The organism is Clostridium sp. UBA3061 (assembly GCF_002367465.1).
Classification (GTDB): domain Bacteria; phylum Bacillota; class Clostridia; order Clostridiales; family Clostridiaceae; genus Clostridium_J; species Clostridium_J sulfidigenes.
In genome coordinates this window covers 1-17976 of record NZ_DFCF01000015.1, presented here as the reverse complement: position 1 = coordinate 17976, position 17976 = coordinate 1, and the positions used below count along the sequence as shown (strand labels likewise).

At 34.1% G+C, this 17976-nt stretch carries 34 protein-coding genes; all 34 read right to left on the bottom strand.

Features of this window, described 5'->3' with window-relative positions; translation table 11 throughout:
• Positions 1-29: 29 nt before the first annotated feature.
• A complete protein-coding gene (locus tag B2P65_RS14205) occupies positions 30-884 on the bottom strand; it encodes an energy-coupling factor transporter ATPase (protein ID WP_346880371.1) in 855 nt (284 codons plus the stop codon).
• The gene (locus B2P65_RS14200; RefSeq protein ID WP_084178155.1) at positions 869-1798 is read right to left on the bottom strand and encodes an energy-coupling factor transporter ATPase; all 930 of its coding nucleotides are present in this window, start codon (positions 1796-1798) and stop codon (positions 869-871) included. The genes B2P65_RS14205 and B2P65_RS14200 overlap by 16 nt, the downstream gene beginning before the upstream one ends.
• A 91-nt stretch (positions 1799-1889) precedes the next feature.
• Entirely contained in the window at positions 1890-2231 is a 342-nt protein-coding gene (rplQ, locus tag B2P65_RS14195) for a 50S ribosomal protein L17 (protein WP_035133348.1), read from the bottom strand.
• Positions 2232-2243: 12 nt separating this feature from the next.
• A complete protein-coding gene (locus B2P65_RS14190; protein WP_035133346.1) occupies positions 2244-3191 on the bottom strand; it encodes a DNA-directed RNA polymerase subunit alpha in 948 nt (315 codons plus the stop codon).
• A 63-nt stretch (positions 3192-3254) separates the two neighbouring features.
• The gene (gene rpsD, locus B2P65_RS14185) at positions 3255-3875 is read right to left on the bottom strand and encodes a 30S ribosomal protein S4 (protein WP_150845882.1); all 621 of its coding nucleotides are present in this window, start codon (positions 3873-3875) and stop codon (positions 3255-3257) included.
• Positions 3876-3894: 19 nt separating this feature from the next.
• Positions 3895-4287: a 30S ribosomal protein S11 gene (gene rpsK, locus B2P65_RS14180; protein ID WP_035133342.1), complete on the bottom strand. Its 393-nt coding sequence runs from the start codon at positions 4285-4287 to the stop codon at positions 3895-3897.
• A gap of 15 nt (positions 4288-4302) precedes the next feature.
• On the bottom strand, positions 4303-4671 hold the full coding sequence (gene rpsM, locus B2P65_RS14175; RefSeq protein ID WP_150845881.1) for a 30S ribosomal protein S13: 369 nt from the start codon (positions 4669-4671) through the stop codon (positions 4303-4305).
• Between the two features lie 43 nt (positions 4672-4714).
• A complete protein-coding gene (rpmJ, locus tag B2P65_RS14170; RefSeq protein ID WP_003373491.1) occupies positions 4715-4828 on the bottom strand; it encodes a 50S ribosomal protein L36 in 114 nt (37 codons plus the stop codon).
• A 15-nt stretch (positions 4829-4843) separates the two neighbouring features.
• Positions 4844-5062, bottom strand: a complete 219-nt coding sequence (gene infA / locus B2P65_RS14165; protein ID WP_035133338.1) for a translation initiation factor IF-1 — start codon at positions 5060-5062, stop codon at positions 4844-4846.
• A gap of 8 nt (positions 5063-5070) precedes the next feature.
• The gene (locus B2P65_RS14160; protein ID WP_346847798.1) at positions 5071-5352 is read right to left on the bottom strand and encodes a KOW domain-containing RNA-binding protein; all 282 of its coding nucleotides are present in this window, start codon (positions 5350-5352) and stop codon (positions 5071-5073) included.
• Positions 5353-5365: 13 nt separating this feature from the next.
• The gene (gene map, locus B2P65_RS14155) at positions 5366-6112 is read right to left on the bottom strand and encodes a type I methionyl aminopeptidase (protein WP_346880370.1); all 747 of its coding nucleotides are present in this window, start codon (positions 6110-6112) and stop codon (positions 5366-5368) included.
• A complete protein-coding gene (locus B2P65_RS14150; protein WP_035133451.1) occupies positions 6099-6761 on the bottom strand; it encodes an adenylate kinase in 663 nt (220 codons plus the stop codon). The genes map and B2P65_RS14150 overlap by 14 nt, the downstream gene beginning before the upstream one ends.
• A 25-nt stretch (positions 6762-6786) precedes the next feature.
• Positions 6787-8070 (bottom strand): preprotein translocase subunit SecY, encoded by a 1284-nt coding sequence (gene secY, locus B2P65_RS14145; protein ID WP_346847801.1) that lies wholly within the window; start codon positions 8068-8070, stop codon positions 6787-6789.
• Positions 8071-8511, bottom strand: a complete 441-nt coding sequence (rplO, locus tag B2P65_RS14140) for a 50S ribosomal protein L15 (RefSeq protein ID WP_035133331.1) — start codon at positions 8509-8511, stop codon at positions 8071-8073.
• Positions 8512-8528: 17 nt separating this feature from the next.
• The gene (gene rpmD / locus B2P65_RS14135; protein ID WP_035133328.1) at positions 8529-8708 is read right to left on the bottom strand and encodes a 50S ribosomal protein L30; all 180 of its coding nucleotides are present in this window, start codon (positions 8706-8708) and stop codon (positions 8529-8531) included.
• 12 nt (positions 8709-8720) lie between these two features.
• Positions 8721-9218, bottom strand: a complete 498-nt coding sequence (rpsE, locus tag B2P65_RS14130; protein ID WP_035133326.1) for a 30S ribosomal protein S5 — start codon at positions 9216-9218, stop codon at positions 8721-8723.
• Between the two features lie 17 nt (positions 9219-9235).
• On the bottom strand, positions 9236-9598 hold the full coding sequence (gene rplR / locus B2P65_RS14125) for a 50S ribosomal protein L18 (protein WP_150845878.1): 363 nt from the start codon (positions 9596-9598) through the stop codon (positions 9236-9238).
• A 25-nt stretch (positions 9599-9623) separates the two neighbouring features.
• Entirely contained in the window at positions 9624-10163 is a 540-nt protein-coding gene (rplF, locus tag B2P65_RS14120) for a 50S ribosomal protein L6 (protein WP_035133322.1), read from the bottom strand.
• 23 nt (positions 10164-10186) lie between these two features.
• A complete protein-coding gene (gene rpsH / locus B2P65_RS14115; protein ID WP_035133320.1) occupies positions 10187-10585 on the bottom strand; it encodes a 30S ribosomal protein S8 in 399 nt (132 codons plus the stop codon).
• Between the two features lie 32 nt (positions 10586-10617).
• Positions 10618-10803 carry a type Z 30S ribosomal protein S14 gene (locus tag B2P65_RS14110; RefSeq protein WP_035133318.1) on the bottom strand — a complete coding sequence of 62 codons (186 nt, stop codon included), beginning with the start codon at positions 10801-10803 and terminating at the stop codon, positions 10618-10620.
• 14 nt (positions 10804-10817) lie between these two features.
• A complete protein-coding gene (gene rplE, locus B2P65_RS14105) occupies positions 10818-11360 on the bottom strand; it encodes a 50S ribosomal protein L5 (RefSeq protein WP_035133316.1) in 543 nt (180 codons plus the stop codon).
• Positions 11361-11382: 22 nt separating this feature from the next.
• Positions 11383-11697: a 50S ribosomal protein L24 gene (rplX, locus tag B2P65_RS14100; RefSeq protein ID WP_035133314.1), complete on the bottom strand. Its 315-nt coding sequence runs from the start codon at positions 11695-11697 to the stop codon at positions 11383-11385.
• Positions 11698-11714: 17 nt separating this feature from the next.
• Complete coding sequence (gene rplN, locus B2P65_RS14095) at positions 11715-12083, bottom strand: 50S ribosomal protein L14 (RefSeq protein WP_035133311.1); 369 nt, start codon at positions 12081-12083, stop codon at positions 11715-11717.
• Between the two features lie 23 nt (positions 12084-12106).
• Positions 12107-12361: a 30S ribosomal protein S17 gene (gene rpsQ, locus B2P65_RS14090; protein WP_035133308.1), complete on the bottom strand. Its 255-nt coding sequence runs from the start codon at positions 12359-12361 to the stop codon at positions 12107-12109.
• Positions 12362-12382: 21 nt separating this feature from the next.
• Positions 12383-12595: a 50S ribosomal protein L29 gene (gene rpmC / locus B2P65_RS14085; protein ID WP_035133305.1), complete on the bottom strand. Its 213-nt coding sequence runs from the start codon at positions 12593-12595 to the stop codon at positions 12383-12385.
• A complete protein-coding gene (gene rplP / locus B2P65_RS14080) occupies positions 12585-13028 on the bottom strand; it encodes a 50S ribosomal protein L16 (protein ID WP_035133300.1) in 444 nt (147 codons plus the stop codon). The genes rpmC and rplP overlap by 11 nt, the downstream gene beginning before the upstream one ends.
• Before the next feature lie 27 nt (positions 13029-13055).
• Positions 13056-13721: a 30S ribosomal protein S3 gene (gene rpsC / locus B2P65_RS14075; protein WP_150845876.1), complete on the bottom strand. Its 666-nt coding sequence runs from the start codon at positions 13719-13721 to the stop codon at positions 13056-13058.
• Between the two features lie 16 nt (positions 13722-13737).
• Entirely contained in the window at positions 13738-14073 is a 336-nt protein-coding gene (rplV, locus tag B2P65_RS14070; protein ID WP_035133296.1) for a 50S ribosomal protein L22, read from the bottom strand.
• Between the two features lie 22 nt (positions 14074-14095).
• A complete protein-coding gene (rpsS, locus tag B2P65_RS14065; RefSeq protein ID WP_035133294.1) occupies positions 14096-14377 on the bottom strand; it encodes a 30S ribosomal protein S19 in 282 nt (93 codons plus the stop codon).
• Positions 14378-14439: 62 nt separating this feature from the next.
• Positions 14440-15273 carry a 50S ribosomal protein L2 gene (gene rplB, locus B2P65_RS14060; protein ID WP_035133291.1) on the bottom strand — a complete coding sequence of 278 codons (834 nt, stop codon included), beginning with the start codon at positions 15271-15273 and terminating at the stop codon, positions 14440-14442.
• Between the two features lie 52 nt (positions 15274-15325).
• Complete coding sequence (gene rplW / locus B2P65_RS14055; RefSeq protein ID WP_150845873.1) at positions 15326-15622, bottom strand: 50S ribosomal protein L23; 297 nt, start codon at positions 15620-15622, stop codon at positions 15326-15328.
• Positions 15622-16242: a 50S ribosomal protein L4 gene (gene rplD / locus B2P65_RS14050; protein ID WP_035133287.1), complete on the bottom strand. Its 621-nt coding sequence runs from the start codon at positions 16240-16242 to the stop codon at positions 15622-15624. Before rplD ends, rplW begins: the two co-directional genes overlap by 1 nt.
• A 17-nt stretch (positions 16243-16259) precedes the next feature.
• The gene (gene rplC / locus B2P65_RS14045; protein ID WP_346876707.1) at positions 16260-16889 is read right to left on the bottom strand and encodes a 50S ribosomal protein L3; all 630 of its coding nucleotides are present in this window, start codon (positions 16887-16889) and stop codon (positions 16260-16262) included.
• A 107-nt stretch (positions 16890-16996) separates the two neighbouring features.
• Complete coding sequence (gene rpsJ, locus B2P65_RS14040; RefSeq protein ID WP_035133283.1) at positions 16997-17305, bottom strand: 30S ribosomal protein S10; 309 nt, start codon at positions 17303-17305, stop codon at positions 16997-16999.
• Positions 17306-17976 lie beyond the last annotated feature (671 nt).

Sequence of the window (17976 nt, the reverse complement as noted above, 5' to 3'; positions counted from 1 at the left end):
TTTACTCCTCCACAACTTTATAAAAGAGCCTAGTTTTTTGCTAGTATCTTAAGTAACTCTTTTTTAGCTTGTTCTAATGTGAAAATATCATCAGGTAATTCAAATCCAACCCTTCTCAATTCTCGCATAAGATATGTTACCTGTGGAACTGCAAGACCTACATTTTCTAATGTATCTACTTCTTTGAATATTTCTTGTGGTGTACCATCTAATACACATTTTCCTTCATCCATTACCAATATACGGTCTGCAACCTTTGCCACATCCTCCATGCTATGAGATACAAGAATGATAGTCATGTTATAGGATTTATGAAGCTTATATAGCTCTCCTAGAATTTCATCTCTCCCCTTAGGATCTAATCCAGCTGTTGGTTCATCTAATATTAAAACCCTTGGTTCCATAGCTACAACTCCAGCTATTGCTACTCTTCTTTTTTGTCCTCCACTTAGGTCAAATGGAGATTTATTTCTGTAAGTTTCATAGTCTAAACCTACCATGTCCATGGCTCTTTTAGTTCTTGCTAAAGCTTCCTCATCATTAAGCCCTAAATTCTTAGGTCCAAACATTATGTCCTTTTCTATTGTTTCCTCAAAAAGTTGATACTCTGCATATTGGAATACTAATCCAACTTTTTTTCTTATGTCTGTAAGCTTAACTCCACTAGCAGTAATATCTACACCATCAACAAATATCTTTCCTTTGTTAGGTTTTAATAACCCATTCATGTGTTGTATCAAAGTAGATTTACCTGAACCTGTATGTCCAATGAGGGCTACAAATTCGCCATCATTTATATTCACATTAACATTACTAAGGGCAACCTTTTCAAAGGGAGTTTTAGCCATATATATATGAGTTAAATTTTCTATTTTAATTGACATAATTCTCTCACCATCTCATCTATAGTTAATATATCCGATTTTATATTAACACCTGATTTATTTAATTCATAAGCCAATTCTGTCATTTGTGGTACATCCAAACCTAAGTTTTTCATAATTTCTACATTTTGAAATACTTCTCTTGGCTTTCCTTCTACTATAACTTTTCCTGAATCCATAACATATATCTTATCTGCTGCAACAGCTTCTTCCATAAAGTGTGTTATGTATACTATTGTAATCCCATTGTTTTTATTTAAATCCATTATCGTATTTATAACTTCTTTTCTTCCAGATGGATCAAGCATGGCTGTTGGCTCATCTAATACTATGCATTCAGGCATCATAGCTAATATACCAGCAATAGCTACACGTTGCTTTTGACCCCCAGATAGAAGATGTGGTCCATGTTTTTTATAATCATACATGTTTACTCTCTTAAGTGACTCGTCTACTCTTCTTCTTATCTCCTTAGGCTCTACGCCTAAATTTTCTGGTCCAAAAGCTACATCCTCTTCTACTATAGTTGCAACAATTTGGTTATCAGGGTTTTGAAAAACCATCCCCGCTTTGCTTCTTACATTCCATATGTTTTCTTCTTTGCTAGTATCATATCCAGACACACTAATTTTGCCCTCTGTTGGAATTAAGAGTGCATTTATATGTTTTGCAAAAGTAGATTTTCCTGATCCATTATGACCTAATACAACTACAAACTCACCCTTATTAATGGTAATATTAACACCATCTATAGCCAATTTTATATTACCTTCACTATCCGGAGGATAAGTGTATCTCAAGTTTTCACTAATAACTTCCGGTACTTTTTCACTGGATGAATTTAAATTATCTATTTTATTAATTTCATTAAGCTTTTCAATTTGATTATCTCTAGAATTTATATTAGTTTCCATCAATTATCCCTCCATTAGAGAGTTACTATCTAATACTCAATTTTATAACAAAACGGGGACTAAGTTAGCCTTACTTAATCCCCTTGAATTATTATACTAATTCTAATACAACAACCTCTGCTCCGTCGCCTCTTCTAGGTCCCATTTTCATTATTCTAGTGTATCCACCATTTCTCTCAGCGTACTTTGGAGCTACGTTATCAAATAAATTCTTAACAACATCCTCTTCTGTAACAAATGCAAGCACTTGTCTTCTAGCATGAAGATCTCCTCTTTTAGCTAAAGTTATCATTTTCTCAGCTAATCTTTTAGTTTCTTTTGCTCTAGCTTCAGTTGTTTCAATTCTACCGTGCTTTAAGAAACTAGTCGTAAGATTTCTAAGCATTGCCATTCTTTGATCAGTTGGACGTCCTAACTTACGTTGCTGTGCCATCTCTATACCTCCTTACTCCTCGCTAGGTTTGAATCCCAATCCTAAGCCTTCAAGTTTTTGCTCAACCTCTTCAAGAGATTTCTTTCCTAGGTTTCTTACCTTCATCATATCATCCATTGATTTTTCTGTTAACTCTTGAACAGTATTAATACCAGCTCTCTTTAAGCAGTTAAAGCTTCTAACAGATAAATCTAGTTCTTCTATAGTCATTTCTAGAACTTTTTCTTTCTTGTCTTCTTCTTTTTCTATCATTATTTCAACATTATCTGCATGATCAGTTAATGTCATAAATAGTTTAAAGTGTTCAATAAGAATTTTAGCTGATAAACCAATAGCTTCATCAGGTCTAATAGTTCCATTTGTCCAAATTTCTATAGTTAATTTATCATAATCTGTGATCTGTCCTACTCTTGTATTCTCAACTGTAAAGTTAACTCTTTTAACTGGAGTATATATTGAATCAACAGGTATAGTTGATATTGGCTTATCATCAGTTTTGTTCTTATTTTGAGAAACATAACCTCTACCACTATTAATATTTATCTCCATAAATAACTTTCCACCATCATCTAGGGTAGCAATATGAAGATCCTTATTAACTACTTCAACATCTCCGTCCACTTTAATATCTGCTCCTGTAACTTCACCAGGACCTTCAGCATCAATATATATTGTTCTTGGGCCCTCACCAGACATCTTAAGTGCTAATTCCTTTATATTTAGAATTAACTCAGAAACATCTTCTTTAACTCCATGTATAGTTGAGAATTCGTGTAAAACACCATCAATTTTAATCGAATTAGCAGCAACTCCAGGTAGTGAAGAAAGAAGAATTCTTCTTAATGCATTACCTAAAGTTATTCCATAACCTCTTTCTAATGGTTCAACAACAAATTTGCCATATGTACCATTTTCAGCGGTTTCAACACATTCTATTTTTGGCTTTTCAATTTCTAACATTTATAACCCTCCTTTTAAATTTAGTGGTTTTTTTATATCGAGGGCAACTGATTACATTATTGACTATTTACTGTATAACTCAACGATTAATGTTTCATTAACAGGAACGTCTATGTCTTCTCTTGCTGGTATTGAAGCAACCTTACCTTCAAATGATTCAATATTTCCTTCTAACCAAGTTGGTAGAGTTTTTGGATTTTCAGCAAAAACTTTGAATTTTTCAGAAGATCTGCTTTTTTCTCTAACTGATATAACATCTCCAGCTTTAACAGAGTAAGATGCAATATCTACTTTTTTACCATTTACTAAGAAATGTCCGTGGTTTACTAATTGTCTAGCTTCAACTCTTGAGCTTCCGTATCCTAATCTATAAACAACGTTATCTAATCTTAATTCTAGGAATTTTAATAGGTTTTCACCTGTAATTCCTCTTTGCTTTTCAGCTTTCTCATAGTACTTTCTAAATTGTCCTTCTAGAACTCCATATATTCTCTTAGCTTTTTGCTTTTCTCTTAATTGAGTTCCATAGTTTGACATTTTCTTTCTGCTTTGACCGTGTTGACCTGGTGCATAACCTCTTCTAGTAAAAGCGCACTTCTCAGTGAAGCATCTGTCACCTTTAAGGTTAAGCTTAAGGCCCTCTCTTCTACAAAGTCTGCATGTAGCGCCTGTGTATCTTGCCATTCATTACACCTCCTGTTAATTAAACTCTTCTTCTTTTTGGTGGTCTACATCCATTGTGTGGAATTGGAGTTACATCTTTGATTAAAGTAACTTCTAATCCTGCAGCTTGAAGTGATCTTATAGCCGCTTCTCTACCTGCTCCTGGACCTTTAACATAAACTTCTATGCTTTTTAAACCATGTTCCATCGCTGCTTTAGCTGCTGTTTCAGCTGCCATTTGAGCTGCAAATGGAGTACTTTTTCTTGAACCTCTAAATCCTAATCCACCAGCACTTGCCCATGACAATGCGTTTCCAGCTGCATCAGTAAGTGTAACGATGGAATTATTGAAAGTAGATTTTATGTGTGCAGCACCGTGCTCAACATTTTTTCTTTCTTTTTTTCTTCTACTTCTAACTTTCTTTTGAGCCATTATATTCCCTCCTTACTATTTCTTCTTGCCTGCTATAGTCTTCTTAGGACCTTTTCTTGTTCTTGCATTAGTCTTAGTCTTTTGACCTCTAACTGTAAGACCTTTTCTATGTCTTATTCCTCTATAACATCCGATTTCTTTAAGTCTCTTTATATCTAAGGCAACTTTTCTTCTAAGATCACCTTCAACCATTAAGCTCTTATTTACATAATCTCTTAATGTATTTACTTCATCTTCAGTTAAATCCTTGATTCTAGTATCAGGATTCACTCCTGTAGCTTCAAGTATTTCATGAGATTTTGGTAGTCCTATACCAAATATATAAGTTAGACCTATCTCAACTCTTTTTTCTTTTGGTAGGTCAATACCTGCAATTCTTGCCATCTACAATCTACACCTCCTAAGTATCACTACTTATTTATTTTTATTAACCTTGTTTTTGTTTATGTTTAGGATTTTCACAGATAACCATTACTCTTCCTTTTCTTTTTATAACTTTACATTTTTCACATATAGGTTTAACTGATGGTCTTACCTTCATAGCTAACCCTCCTTATTACTTATCTCTCCAAGTTATTCTCCCACGAGTCAAATCATATGGAGAAAGTTCTACTGTAACCTTATCGCCTGGTAAAATTCTTATAAAGTTCATTCTTAACTTTCCAGAAATATGAGCAAGTATCTTGTGCCCACTCTCTAATTCAACTTGGAAAGTTGCATTAGGTAGAGTTTCTAAAACGACACCTTGCATTTCAATTATATCATCTTTTGACATAAGGGTAATCAAACCTCCTCTATTATATCCTCAACCTGCAAAAATTTTCTTATTTTAGAATTACTGATCTTTCCATCAGATAAGATAGCACTTCTAATATCTTCAGCCAAAACATTTGTAAAAGATAAATGTTTAATTTTCTTTTTCTTTGGCCTATCAATTTTTCTAAGGTCTCCATCTGAAATATAGACATACTCATCGTCTATTATACCAATAATGATAAAGTATTTTCCTTTATCTCTTCCTGATTTTGAATGTACTACCTTACCTAAAAGGCTGTCATCATCCACATTAGTCACCTCATTAGCTCAAAGTTAGTATTTCTACACCTTCATTAGTTATTGCTATAGTATTTTCATAATGGGCAGATAACTTTCCATCACTAGTCACTACAGTCCAACCATCTGGCTTAATTTTAACTTTGTAATTTCCCATGTTTATCATAGGTTCAATTGCAAGCACTACACCGTGTACTAACTTAGGACCTTTACCAGCAGTGCCGTAATTAGGAACTTGTGGGTCTTCATGCATAGCAGTTCCTATGCCGTGTCCAACAAAATCCCTAACCACAGAATATCCAAAACTCTCAGCATGCTTTTGAATAGCTGCTGAAATATCGGTAAGTCTGTTCCCCACTACTGCTTTTTCAATGCCCTTAAAGAAAGATTCTTTAGTGACATCTATTAGATGTTGTGCTTCCTTAGAAATATTTCCTACTGGAAAAGTTCGTGCAGCATCACCATGATAGCCATTAAGTATTGCTCCACAATCAACACTGATTATATCTCCTTCAACTAATACGGTATTATTCGGGATACCATGTATTACTACATCATTTACTGATGCACATATTGATCCTGGGAATCCTCCATATCCTTTAAAAGAAGGTATAGCTTCTTGTGCTAATATAAACTCTTCAGCAAGTTTATCAATTTCTGCAGTGGTCATTCCTGGTTTTATTACCTTTTGAATCATTGCTAGGGTATCGGCAACAACCTTACCAGCACTCCTCATATATTCTAGTTCTGTATCACTCTTAATATTCATCACTATTTATCGCTCCTAAGATACCACAGATATTCTTAAAAACATCATTAATAGCTTGCGTTCCATCAACCTCTGCTAATAGATTTTTCTCTCTATAGTATTCTATTAACGGTTGTGTTTGTGCATCATATATTTCAAGTCTTTCACTTACTGTCGCTTCATTATCATCTGCTCTTTGTATTACAACGCTACCGCAAACGTCGCATTTTCCATCGTTTTTAGTAGGATTATATTTTACGTGATAACTAGCTCCACAAGTAGTACATACACGTCTTCCTGTCATTCTATCTATAATAAAACCCTTAGGAACTTCAATCAATAAGGCAGTGTCTAGTTTTAAACTCATTTCTTTAAGTAAAACTTCTAAAGCCTCTGCTTGATTTACAGTCCTTGGATAACCATCTAGTAAAAATCCATTTTTGCAGTCATCCTGCTTTAATCTATCTTTAATTAAATCGATAGTTAATTCATCTGGTACTAGATGACCTTTATCTATATATTTTTTAGCTTCAATCCCTAAAGGCGTTGCTTGAGAGATATTATATCTAAAAATATCTCCAGTAGATATGTGTGGTATAGAGTATTTATTACAGATTGACTTTGCCTGAGTTCCTTTTCCGGCTCCAGGAGGACCTAATAAAATAACTCTCACTAGTATCAACTCCAAATTAAAATTTTTATTTAAGGAACCCTTCATAATGTCTCATTACTAGCTGAGATTCTAATTGTTTCATAGTATCTAGAGATACACCAACTAAAATTAGTAAACTAGTTCCACCAAATGAAACTCCCTTAAAATTACTGAATATAGCTGCTAATATAGGCACTATAGCTATAATTCCAGCAAATGTTCCACCTAAAAGGGATATTCTTGTCAAAATCTTCTCTAAGTAAATTTCAGTTTTTTCACCTGGTCTTATACCTGGAATAAATCCTGATGATTTATTCATATTCTCTGCCATCTCATCTGGTTTGAAAGTAATTATAGTATAGAACCAAGCAAAGAATAGTACTAATAAAAAGTATGCTACTACATATTTCATAGTATCTTGCTGAAATATACTCCAAGAACTCTTATTAACAAATACCGCAAAGGAAGATTCAGGCCATATTTGTGCTATAACCGCTGGAAATTGCATTACTGACATACCAAAGATTATCGCCATAACTCCAGAAGAATTTAATCCTATTGGAATATGTGATGATTGACCTTTTATAACTTTTCTTCCTATTGCTTTACCGGCATATTGCACTGGAATTCTTCGTTCTGCTAAATTTATAACAATTACTGTAATTAATAAAGCTAAAGCTACTGCTACGAATATTACAACCTCTACCGGACTAACTTCTCCTGTTTTAAGAAGCCCTGCTATTTGATAAGCTGTTTGTGGTAGTGAAGATATTATATTTACAAATATAATAACAGAAACACCACTTCCAATTCCATATACTGAAATTTGTTCACCTATCCATACTAACAAGGCTGTACCTGTTGTCATTGTTAGTATTATTAGTAAAAGGCCCATTGAACCTTCTATCAATATAGCTCCTGAGCTTTTAATTAAGGCATATGCTGCATATGCTTGAATAACAGCAAATACTAGAGCTGCATATTTAGTATAGTTCTGTATTTTTTTTCTTCCTTCTTGACCTTCTTTAGAAAGTTGTTCTAAATAAGGAATTGCAATTGTAAGTAATTGAATTATAATCGATGCATTGATATACGGAGTAACACCTAAAGCAAATATACTAAACTTACTAAAAGCCCCTCCTGCAATCATGTCATAGAAACTTAGAAGGGAACCAGAATTACTACTAACTAAAGTTGCAATCTTACTAGCATCCACTCCTGGTACTGGGATAAACACACCCATTCTAAAAATTACTACTATCATTAATGTAAATAGTATTCTTCTTCTTAGCTCAGGAACTCTCCAAGCGTTTCGTAGGGTTGATAACATCTATATCACCTCAACTTTTCCTCCTGCCGCTTCAATCTTCTCTGCTGCAGCTTTGGAAATCTTATTAGCTTTAACAGTTAATTTCTTTTCAATGTTACCATTTCCAAGAATTTTTATCCCATCGTTTACTCTCTTAGCCATTCCAGATTCACGAAGTAACTCTGGAGTAACTACAGTTCCATCCTCAAATATGTTTAGTCTATCTACGTTTATACAAGTATATTCTTTAGCAAATATATTTGTAAATCCTCTCTTAGGTAGTCTTCTATATAAAGGCATTTGACCTCCCTCAAATCCTGGTCTTACACCGCCACCAGATCTTGAGTTTTGTCCTTTTTGACCTTTTCCAGCAGTTTTACCCCAACCTGAACCAGTACCTCTACCGATTCTCTTAGGAGATTTTTTTGCACCTTCTGCAGGTCTTAACTCATGAAGTCTCATATTTACACCTCCTTAGTTTAAGCTTCTTCTACTTTTAGTAGGTAACTTACTTTATTAATCATACCTCTGATCTGAGGAGTCTCCTCGTGCTCAACAGTTTTACCTATTTTTCTTAATCCAAGAGCCTCTACAGTAGCAATATGATCTTTCTTTCTACCAATTAAACTCTTTACTAATGTTAATTTAACTTTAGCCAAGGTTTTCCCCTCCTATCCTAGAATTTCTTCAACAGTTTTGCCTCTAAGTTTTGCAACTTGCTCTGCTGTTCTTAATTTTGATAATCCATCTATAGTTGCGCTAACCATATTTCTTGGGTTATTTGAACCTAATGATTTAGCTCTAACGTCTTTTAATCCTGCAAGCTCAAGTACTGCTCTTGCTGGACCTCCAGCGATAACACCTGTTCCTTCTGAAGCTGGCATTATGTGAACTGTACCAGTTCCAAATTTACCATCTATAGTATGAGGAACTGTAGTTCCATCTAATTCAACTTTAACGATGTTCTTTTTAGCATCTTCGATACCTTTTCTAATTGCTTCTGGTATTTCGATAGATTTTCCCATTCCAACACCAACGTGTCCGTTCTCATCACCAACAACTACTAGTGCGCTGAATCTGAAGTTTCTACCACCTTTAACAACCTTAGCAACTCTGTTTATGTGTACAACTTTCTCTTTAAGATCAAGTGTGCTAGGATCTATTTTCATGTGTGTACCTCCTTTTTTTAGAATTTAAGTCCTGCTTCTCTTGCACCTTCTGCAAGCATTTGTACTCTTCCGTGGTATACATATCCACCTCTATCGAATACAACTTCAGTAATTCCTGCTTCTATTGCTTTTTTAGCTACTACTTCACCAACTAGTTTAGCAGCTTCCTTATTGCTACCAACTTTTAGAGAAAAGTCTTTATCTAAACTAGATGCAGCAACTAATGTTCTTCCAGCAACATCATCTATAATTTGAGCGTATATGTTCTTTTCACTTCTGAACACTGCAAGTCTTGGTCTTTCAGCTGTTCCATGAATTTTCTTACGTACTCTTAAATGACGTCTTTCTCTTGATAGCTTTCTATCAGCTTTATTGAACATGAAATTCTCTCCTTTCTAATAGCTATTATTTACCAGTCTTACCTTCCTTACGTCTGATAACTTCATCAGAGTACTTAATACCCTTTCCTTTGTAAGGCTCAGGTTTTCTCCAAGTTCTTATATCAGCTGCAACTTTACCAACTAATTCCTTGTCGATTCCTTTTACTACTATAGTATTAGCATCTGTTAATTCAAATGTAATTCCATCTACAGCAGCTATTTCAACTGGGTGTGAGAATCCTAGGTTTAAAGTTAATCCCTTACCTTTTGCTGTTGCTCTATATCCAACACCAACTAATTGTAATGTCTTAGCGAAACCATTAGTTACTCCAATTACCATATTATTTAATAATGCTCTAGTTAATCCGTGTAGAGCTCTATGTTCTTTTATATCGCTTGGTCTTGTAACGACCACTTGATTATCCTCTATAGCTATGTTTATATTCTTCACCATTGTTCTAGTTAATTCCCCTTTAGGTCCTTTAACTGTAACAACGTTGTCTGGCGTTACTGTAACAGATACACCAGCTGGTATAGCTATTGGAAGTCTTCCTACTCTTGACATAATCGCACCTCCTTGTTCATAAACTACCAGATGTAGCAGATAACTTCTCCGCCTAATCCTAATTTTCTAGCTTCTCTATCAGAAACTAATCCTTTAGAAGTTGATATTATTGCAACTCCTAATCCATTTAAAACTTTAGGGATATCATCCTTACCACTATAAACTCTTAGTCCTGGTTTAGATATTCTCTTAAGTCCTGTTATAACTCTCTCTTTATTTTGGCCATATTTCATGCTAAGTCTTAACATTGAAACAGTTCCATCTTGATATTCTTCTATATTTTTAATATATCCTTCTTGAAGCATAATATTTGCTATGCCTTTCTTTATTGTTGAAGAAGGAACTTCTACTATTTCATGTCTAACAATATTTGCATTTCTTACACGTGTTAGCAAATCTGCTATCGGATCAGTCATATTCATTAATTGTGCCTCCTTTCGCTATGATCTGTATATTACCAGCTTGCCTTTTTGCATCCAGGAATTTGTCCTTTATAAGCAAGTTCTCTGAAACATATACGGCAAATACCAAATTTTTTTAAGACAGAATGTGGTCTTCCACATAATCTGCATCTAGAGTATTCTCTAGTTGAATATTTTGGTTCTTTTTTCCACTTTTCTATTAAAGCTTTACGTGCCAAGTCATTCCCTCCTTTTATTGAGCAAATGGCATTCCAAGGAATCTTAATAATTCTCTTGCTTCCTCGTCTGTCTTTGCAGTAGTTACAAATATTATATCCATTCCTCTTACTTTATCAATTTTATCATATTCTATTTCAGGGAATATTAATTGTTCTTTTATTCCTAAAGCATAATTTCCTCTTCCATCAAATGACTTAGTAGGAACGCCTCTGAAGTCTCTAACTCTTGGTAATGCTATATTCATTAATTTGTCCGCAAATTGGAACATCTTATCTTTTCTTAATGTAACTTTACATCCAATTGCCATGTTATCTCTTATTTTAAAGTTGGCAACTGATTTCTTTGCTCTAGTTAATACAGCTTTTTGTCCAGTGATTAATTGCATATCACTTACAGCAGCATCTAAAACTTTAGAGTTATCTTTAGCTTCGCCAACTCCCATATTTATAACTATTTTTTCAAGTCTAGGTACTTGCATTATATTTTTGTATCCGAACTTATCCATCATAGCTGGTATTACTTCACTATTGTATTTCTCTTGTAGTCTTGTAACCATTTGTTAAACCTCCTTTCGCGAATTAAAATGTTTCTCCGCACTTTTTGCAAACTCTAACTTTTGTACCATCATCAAGTACTTTATTGCTTATTCTAGTTACGCTCTTACATTTATCGCAATATAGCATAACCTTTGAGCTGTTAATAGCTGCTTCAAAGTTAACTATTCCACCTTGCATATTTTGTCTGTTTGGTTTTTGATGTTTAGTTACTACGTTAACGCCAGCAACTACAACTTTTCCAGTCTTAGGATAAACAGCTAAAACTTCTCCAGTTTTACCTTTGTCTTTTCCAGAGATAACCATAACAGTGTCTTTCTTTCTAACATGAACTTTCATCTTTGCTACCCCCTATCCTATAGTACTTCAGGTGCTAGTGACAATATTTTATTATATTCTTTATCTCTTAGCTCCCTAGCAACAGGTCCGAAGATACGAGTTCCTTTTGGATTCTTATCGTCTTTTATAATAACAGCTGCGTTCTCATCAAATCTGATATAAGTCCCGTCTGCTCTTCTCAAACCTTTAACTGATCTAACAATAACTGCTTTTACTACGTCACCTTTTTTAACAACTCCACCTGGTGTTGCACTTTTAACGCTAGCAACAATTACGTCTCCGATGTTTCCCCATTTTCTTTTGGAACCACCGAGTACTCTAATACACATTATTTCTTTAGCACCAGAGTTATCCGCTACTTTTAATAATGTTTGTTGTTGTATCATGTAAATACCCTCCCTTCAGTTAACTATTTAGCTCTTTCCATGATTTCAACAAGTCTCCATCTCTTATCCTTAGATAATGGTCTTGTTTCCATTATTAATACTCTATCGTTAACTTTTGCTTCATTATTTTCATCATGAGCCTTAAATTTAGTTGTTCTATTAACTGTTTTTCCATATAATGGATGTCTAACTTTAGTTTCAACAGCAACAACAATTGTCTTATCCATTTTGTCAGAAACTACTCTTCCGATTCTACTTTTTCTATTTCCTCTTTCCACAAGATGAACCTCCTTTCAGTATTACTGCTCACAAGCCCTTAATTCTTCTTCTCTAAGGATGGTTTTAATTTGGGCTATAGACTTCTTAACCTGTTTAATTCTCATTGGGTTTTCTAACTGTCCTGTAGCTAACTGAAATCTAAGGTTAAATAATTCTGATTTAAGATCAGATAGTTTTACATTTAAATCTTGAGGAGTACTTTGTCTCAACTCTTTCAATTCATTAGCCTTCATTGATTTCACCACCCATTTCCTCAAAATCTCTTCTAGTAACAAATTTGGTTGTTACTGGTAATTTGTGAGACGCAAGTCTCATAGCTTCTCTAGCAGCTTCTTCAGATACTCCAGATATTTCAAATAATACTCTACCTGGTTTAATTACTGCTACCCAGTACTCTGGTGAACCTTTACCAGATCCCATACGTGTTTCAGCTGGTTTTTCAGTTACTGGCTTATCAGGGAAGATTTTTATCCAAACCTTTCCTCCTCTTTTAACGTATCTATTTATAGCTATTCTGGCAGATTCGATTTGGTTGCTTGTAATCCAACCGCACTCTGTTGCTTGTAAAGCATAATCTCCATAAGCAATGAAGTTACCTCTTGTAGCTTTACCTCTCATTCTACCACGTTGTACCTTACGATGTTTAACTCTTTTAGGCATTAACATGTCAAATTCCTCCTTCCTTACACGTTATTATGAGTTACTTTCTTCCTTCTGAACTTTCTTAGTTGGAAGAACCTCACCTTTATACACCCAAACTTTTACACCAATTTTACCATAGATTGTATTAGCTTCTGTAAATCCATAGTCGATATCAGCTCTTAAAGTTTGTAGTGGGATTGTTCCCTCATGATACTGCTCTGTTCTTGCGATTTCAGCTCCGCCTAATCTTCCTGAACATGCAGTCTTAACTCCTTTAACACCTGTTCTCATAGCTCTTTGAATCGTTTGTTTCATAGCTCTTCTGAAAGATATTCTCTTTTCTAATTGAGCTGCTATGTTTTCAGCCATTAATTGTGCATTGTTTTCTGGTGTTTTAACTTCTACTATGTTAATTAAAACAAATTTATCTTTAACAACTTCTTTTAATGCAACTTTAAGCTCTTCTATACTTTGACCGCCTTTTCCTATAACCATTCCAGGTTTTGCGGTATGTATATTTATTTTAACTCTTTTAGCTGCTCTTTCTATCTCAATTTTAGATATTCCAGCAGTGAATAATCTTTTCTTTATATATTCTCTGATAGCATTATCTTCAACTAAGTTATCTGCAAAATTTTTCTTGTCTGCATACCATTTAGCGTCCCAATCCTTGATAACACCAACTCTTAGGCCGTGTGGATGTACTTTTTGACCCACTCTATATCCCTCCTTCTTATGCTCTTTCTTTAACTACTATAGTTATATGGCTAGTTCTTTTTAAAATTCTGAATGCTCTACCTTGAGCGTGTGGTCTAAATCTCTTTAATGTTGGACCTGCACCTGTATGAGCCTCTGCAACATATAATCTATTTCTGTCTAAATTAAAATTGTTTTCTGCATTCGCAACAGCTGATTTTAATAATTTATTAACAACAACAGCTGCATCTTTTGGAGTATATTGTAATATAGCGAAAGCTTCATTTACATTCTTATCTCTTATAAGGTCAAGAACAATCCCAACTTTCATAGGAGACATTCTTACATATTTAGCTATAGCTTTAGCTTCCATTGGTAATTTCCTCCTTCCCGTACTATCTCATTCTACTTGATTTTTCCTTCGCGATATGACCTTTAAAAGTTCTAGTCAAAGCGAACTCTCCAAGTTTATGTCCTACCATGTCTTCTTGGACATATACTGGAACATGCTTTCTTCCATCATGTACAGCAATTGTGTGTCCTATCATTTGAGGAAAAATTGTAGAGCTTCTTGACCAAGTCTTTATAACTTTCTTCTCGCCAGCTTTGTTCATTTCTTCTATTTTATTTAGAAGAGACTCTTTTACAAAAGGTCCTTTTTTAATTGATCTACTCACTATTAGTGGCCTCCCTTCATGTAAAGTAGTTATAATCAGAAGAGAATTTATTTCTCTTCTAACTATTTACTATTTCTTTTCTTAACAATAAATTTGTCAGAGTATTTCTTAGTTTTTCTAGTTTTGTATCCAAGAGCTGGTTTACCCCATGGAGTACGTGGACTAGCATGACCTACTGGAGATTTACCTTCTCCACCTCCGTGTGGGTGGTCATTAGGGTTCATTACAGATCCTCTTACTGTTGGTCTGATACCCATATGTCTCTTTCTTCCTGCTTTACCTATATTAACAATTTCGTGAGTTAAGTTTGAAACTGTTCCTATTGTAGCTCTACAGTTTACTCTTACATATCTAACTTCTCCGCTTGGTAGTCTTACTTGAGCGTAAGCTCCTTCTTTAGCCATTAATTGAGCTGAAGAACCTGCTGATCTAACAAGTTGAGCACCTTTTCCTACTTGTAATTCAATGTTATGAATTATTGTACCTACTGGTATGTTAGTTATTGGAAGTGTATTTCCAACTTTAATGTCTGCATCTGATCCAGATACTACAACATCTCCAACCTTTAATCCAACTGGAGCTATTATGTATCTCTTTTCACCATCTGCATATACAACTAATGCGATGTAAGCTGATCTATTAGGATCGTACTCGATAGTTGCAACTTTAGCTGGTATACCATCTTTAGTTCTTTTAAAATCTATTAATCTATATTTTTGTTTCGCTCCACCACCGTGGTGACGAACAGTAATTTTACCTTGAGCATTTCTACCACCAGTTTTTTTCTTACTTACAAGAAGTGACTTTTCAGGTACATCTGTTGTTATTTCCTCAAATGAAGCCATAGTCATATTTCTTCTTGAAGGAGTGGTAGGGTTAAATTTTTTAACTGCCATTAGGTTTCCCTCCCTTTTCGCTTATCTGGCTCTAGCCAATAAATGCGTTATATTATTGCATTCCTTCAAAGAATTCAATTGTTTTGCTGTCAGCTGCTAATTTAATAACTGCTTTTTTGAAGTCAGCTCTTTTTCCAATGTGAACTCCAACTCTTTTAGTTTTACCTAAATTTCTTAGAGTTTTAACATCTTCAACTTTTACTCCGAAAACTTCTTCAACAGCTTTTTTTATTTGAACTTTGTTTGCGTGTATGTCAACGATGAAAGTGTATTTTCTTTCTGCCATAGCAGCCATACTTTTTTCAGTTATAACAGGTTTTCTTATTATATCATAACTAGTCATTTTCATTATGCATACACCTCCTCAATTTTTGATACAGCGTCTCTAGTAATCATTAAGTTTTCATACTTTAATATGTCGTAAACATTTATGTTGTTTACAGGCACTACAGCTACTCCAGGAATGTTTCTTGCTGATTTATAAACATTCTCATTAGACTCAGCTACAACTATTAATGTTTTTTTAGTTTCAAAAGCATTAAGAACTTTTACCATATCTTTAGTTTTTGGTGCATCGAAAGCCAAGCTTTCTAATACTATCATTTCATTATCTTGTACTTTTGAAGTTAAAGCTGATTTCATAGCTACTCTTCTCATACTCTTTGGAACGGAAACTCTGTAATCACGTGGTTTTGGTGCAAATACGATACCCCCGTGAATCCATTGTGGAGCTCTTATAGAACCTTGTCTTGCTCTTCCTGTTCCTTTTTGTCTCCAAGGCTTAATTCCTCCGCCTCTTACTTCAGCTCTTGTCTTAGCACTTTGAGTTCCTTGTCTTTTATTAGCTAATTGAGCTAATACAACTTGGTGCATTGCTTCAACACTAACTTCTACTCCGAAAATGCTATCATTTAATTGAATTTCTCCAACTTCTTTTTTCTCAGTGTTATACACTTTTACTGTAGGCATTCTGCATCCTCCTTTCCTTATGCTTTAACAGCGTTTCTTATTACTACTAAACCTTTGTTTGGTCCTGGTATTCCGCCTTTAATAAGAATAATATTCTTTTCAGGTATTACTCTTACTACTTCTAGATTTAACACTGTAGTATTAACATTTCCCATATGACCAGGCATTTTTTTATTCTTAAATGTTCTTGATGGGTCTGATGATGCTCCCATTGAACCTACTGCTCTATGGAATTTAGAACCGTGGCTCATTGGTCCTCTGTGGAAGTTCCATCTTTTTATAACGCCAGCGAATCCTTTTCCTTTAGATATTCCAGATACGTCAATTTTATCTCCGGCTGCGAAGATTTCTGCTTTTATTTCAGAACCTACTTCGTAAGCACTTGTATCCTCTAATCTAAATTCTTTTATGTGTCTTCTTACAACAACACCAGCTTTTGCGAATTCACCTTTCTTAGGTTTATTCACTAACTTTTCTCTTATATCTCCAAATCCAACTTTTATGGCTTCATATCCATCATTTTCTACTGTTTTCTTTTGGATTACTACACATGGACCAGCTTCTACAACTGTTACAGGTACTACTCTTCTATTTTCATCAAATATTTGAGTCATTCCTAATTTTTTACCCATTATAGCTTTTTTCATTTAAATACACCTCCTACTTATTAGCGGACCACATTGTGATCATAATAGTTAGTAATAGTTTTTCTATTACCCGTACATCATAGTTCAATTTCATGTACTATGTACGATTATAATTTTATTTCGATATCTACACCTGCTGGTAAGTCTAATCTCATTAATGCATCAACAGTTTTTGGTGATGGACTTAATATATCGATTAGTCTTTTATGAGTTCTGATTTCGAACTGCTCTCTTGAATCTTTGTATTTGTGTGGAGCTCTTAGAACAGTTATTACATCTTTCTCAGTTGGTAGTGGTACTGGACCGGCTACTTTAGCTCCTGTGTTTTTAGCAGTCTCAACAATCTTCTCTGCTGATTGATCTAGTATTGTGTGATCAAACGCTTTTAATCTGATTCTGATTTTTTGTTTTGACATTTCATTCCCTCCTTTTCATCGCACGCTATTACTTCTTACGCGCAACAGCGGAAGTTCTGTAAACTGCTCCTGGCGTTTCTTATTTTAAGAAACACAACAGCACTACAGACCCCGTCGCCCAATTCGTGATTGAGCATGCTCGGTTAAGAATTCCCCCGGAAGCCCGGCAACCTCTTACCTCATCGCTGTTACCATATTGCAACTTCTATAGTATACATTATTTTGTTAGCTTTGACAAGAGTTTTTATTCATTTTTTACTCCTGTAAATTTTTAATATCTTTAATTTTCTTTAATAAAAATATTATATATTTAATATGTAACTTTACTAACTATTTGTTTATATAATTGCCTAAAATTCAGAATATATAAAGTTATTAGTAATCTTTTTTTATATTTAATTAAATATACTATATAAGTTATATTTATGTATAGTACATCATATAGCATATAAATTCAATAGGTAAAATTATGCTGAATCTATAAAAATAGATTTTTCTCCATATTTATATATGCAATCTATATTTTATTGTTGTATATATTGTAGGAGAAGTTATTTAGATATAAAAAAAAGAGAGATAGGCGTCCCCATCTCTCTTTTTACCTAGGTTTTATTGTGCACATTTCCTTTTCAGGATAATAAATAATTTATTATTTTAAATCTTAATTATTC

What these genes read in the sequence shown, in the direction of transcription:
- B2P65_RS14205 (WP_346880371.1), bottom strand. Translation starts at nt 884, where the DNA reads ATGTCAATTAAAATAGAAAATTTAACTCATATATATATGGCTAAAACT.
- B2P65_RS14200 (WP_084178155.1), bottom strand. Translation starts at nt 1,798, where the DNA reads ATGGAAACTAATATAAATTCTAGAGATAATCAAATTGAAAAGCTTAAT.
- rplQ (WP_035133348.1), bottom strand. Translation starts at nt 2,231, where the DNA reads ATGGCACAGCAACGTAAGTTAGGACGTCCAACTGATCAAAGAATGGCA.
- B2P65_RS14190 (WP_035133346.1), bottom strand. Translation starts at nt 3,191, where the DNA reads ATGTTAGAAATTGAAAAGCCAAAAATAGAATGTGTTGAAACCGCTGAA.
- rpsD (WP_150845882.1), bottom strand. Translation starts at nt 3,875, where the DNA reads ATGGCAAGATACACAGGCGCTACATGCAGACTTTGTAGAAGAGAGGGC.
- rpsK (WP_035133342.1), bottom strand. Translation starts at nt 4,287, where the DNA reads ATGGCTCAAAAGAAAGTTAGAAGTAGAAGAAAAAAAGAAAGAAAAAAT.
- rpsM (WP_150845881.1), bottom strand. Translation starts at nt 4,671, where the DNA reads ATGGCAAGAATTGCAGGTATTGACCTACCAAAAGAAAAAAGAGTTGAG.
- rpmJ (WP_003373491.1), bottom strand. Translation starts at nt 4,828, where the DNA reads ATGAAGGTAAGACCATCAGTTAAACCTATATGTGAAAAATGTAAAGTT.
- infA (WP_035133338.1), bottom strand. Translation starts at nt 5,062, where the DNA reads ATGTCAAAAGATGATATAATTGAAATGCAAGGTGTCGTTTTAGAAACT.
- secY (WP_346847801.1), bottom strand. Translation starts at nt 8,070, where the DNA reads ATGTTATCAACCCTACGAAACGCTTGGAGAGTTCCTGAGCTAAGAAGA.
- rplO (WP_035133331.1), bottom strand. Translation starts at nt 8,511, where the DNA reads ATGAGACTTCATGAGTTAAGACCTGCAGAAGGTGCAAAAAAATCTCCT.
- rpsE (WP_035133326.1), bottom strand. Translation starts at nt 9,218, where the DNA reads ATGAAAATAGATCCTAGCACACTTGATCTTAAAGAGAAAGTTGTACAC.
- rplR (WP_150845878.1), bottom strand. Translation starts at nt 9,598, where the DNA reads ATGTTCAATAAAGCTGATAGAAAGCTATCAAGAGAAAGACGTCATTTA.
- rplF (WP_035133322.1), bottom strand. Translation starts at nt 10,163, where the DNA reads ATGTCAAGAGTAGGAAGACTTCCAATAGCTATACCAGCTGGTGTATCT.
- rpsH (WP_035133320.1), bottom strand. Translation starts at nt 10,585, where the DNA reads ATGAATATGACTGATCCGATAGCAGATTTGCTAACACGTGTAAGAAAT.
- rplE (WP_035133316.1), bottom strand. Translation starts at nt 11,360, where the DNA reads ATGGTTACAAGACTACAAGAGAAATACAATAGTGAAGTAATACCAGCT.
- rplX (WP_035133314.1), bottom strand. Translation starts at nt 11,697, where the DNA reads ATGAAAGTTCATGTTAGAAAGAAAGACACTGTTATGGTTATCTCTGGA.
- rplN (WP_035133311.1), bottom strand. Translation starts at nt 12,083, where the DNA reads ATGATACAACAACAAACATTATTAAAAGTAGCGGATAACTCTGGTGCT.
- rpmC (WP_035133305.1), bottom strand. Translation starts at nt 12,595, where the DNA reads ATGAAGGCTAATGAATTGAAAGAGTTGAGACAAAGTACTCCTCAAGAT.
- rplP (WP_035133300.1), bottom strand. Translation starts at nt 13,028, where the DNA reads ATGTTAATGCCTAAAAGAGTTAAACATCGTAAGGTACAACGTGGTAGA.
- rplV (WP_035133296.1), bottom strand. Translation starts at nt 14,073, where the DNA reads ATGGAAGCTAAAGCTATAGCTAAATATGTAAGAATGTCTCCTATGAAA.
- rplB (WP_035133291.1), bottom strand. Translation starts at nt 15,273, where the DNA reads ATGGCAGTTAAAAAATTTAACCCTACCACTCCTTCAAGAAGAAATATG.
- rplW (WP_150845873.1), bottom strand. Translation starts at nt 15,622, where the DNA reads ATGAAAATGACTAGTTATGATATAATAAGAAAACCTGTTATAACTGAA.
- rplD (WP_035133287.1), bottom strand. Translation starts at nt 16,242, where the DNA reads ATGCCTACAGTAAAAGTGTATAACACTGAGAAAAAAGAAGTTGGAGAA.
- rplC (WP_346876707.1), bottom strand. Translation starts at nt 16,889, where the DNA reads ATGAAAAAAGCTATAATGGGTAAAAAATTAGGAATGACTCAAATATTT.
- rpsJ (WP_035133283.1), bottom strand. Translation starts at nt 17,305, where the DNA reads ATGTCAAAACAAAAAATCAGAATCAGATTAAAAGCGTTTGATCACACA.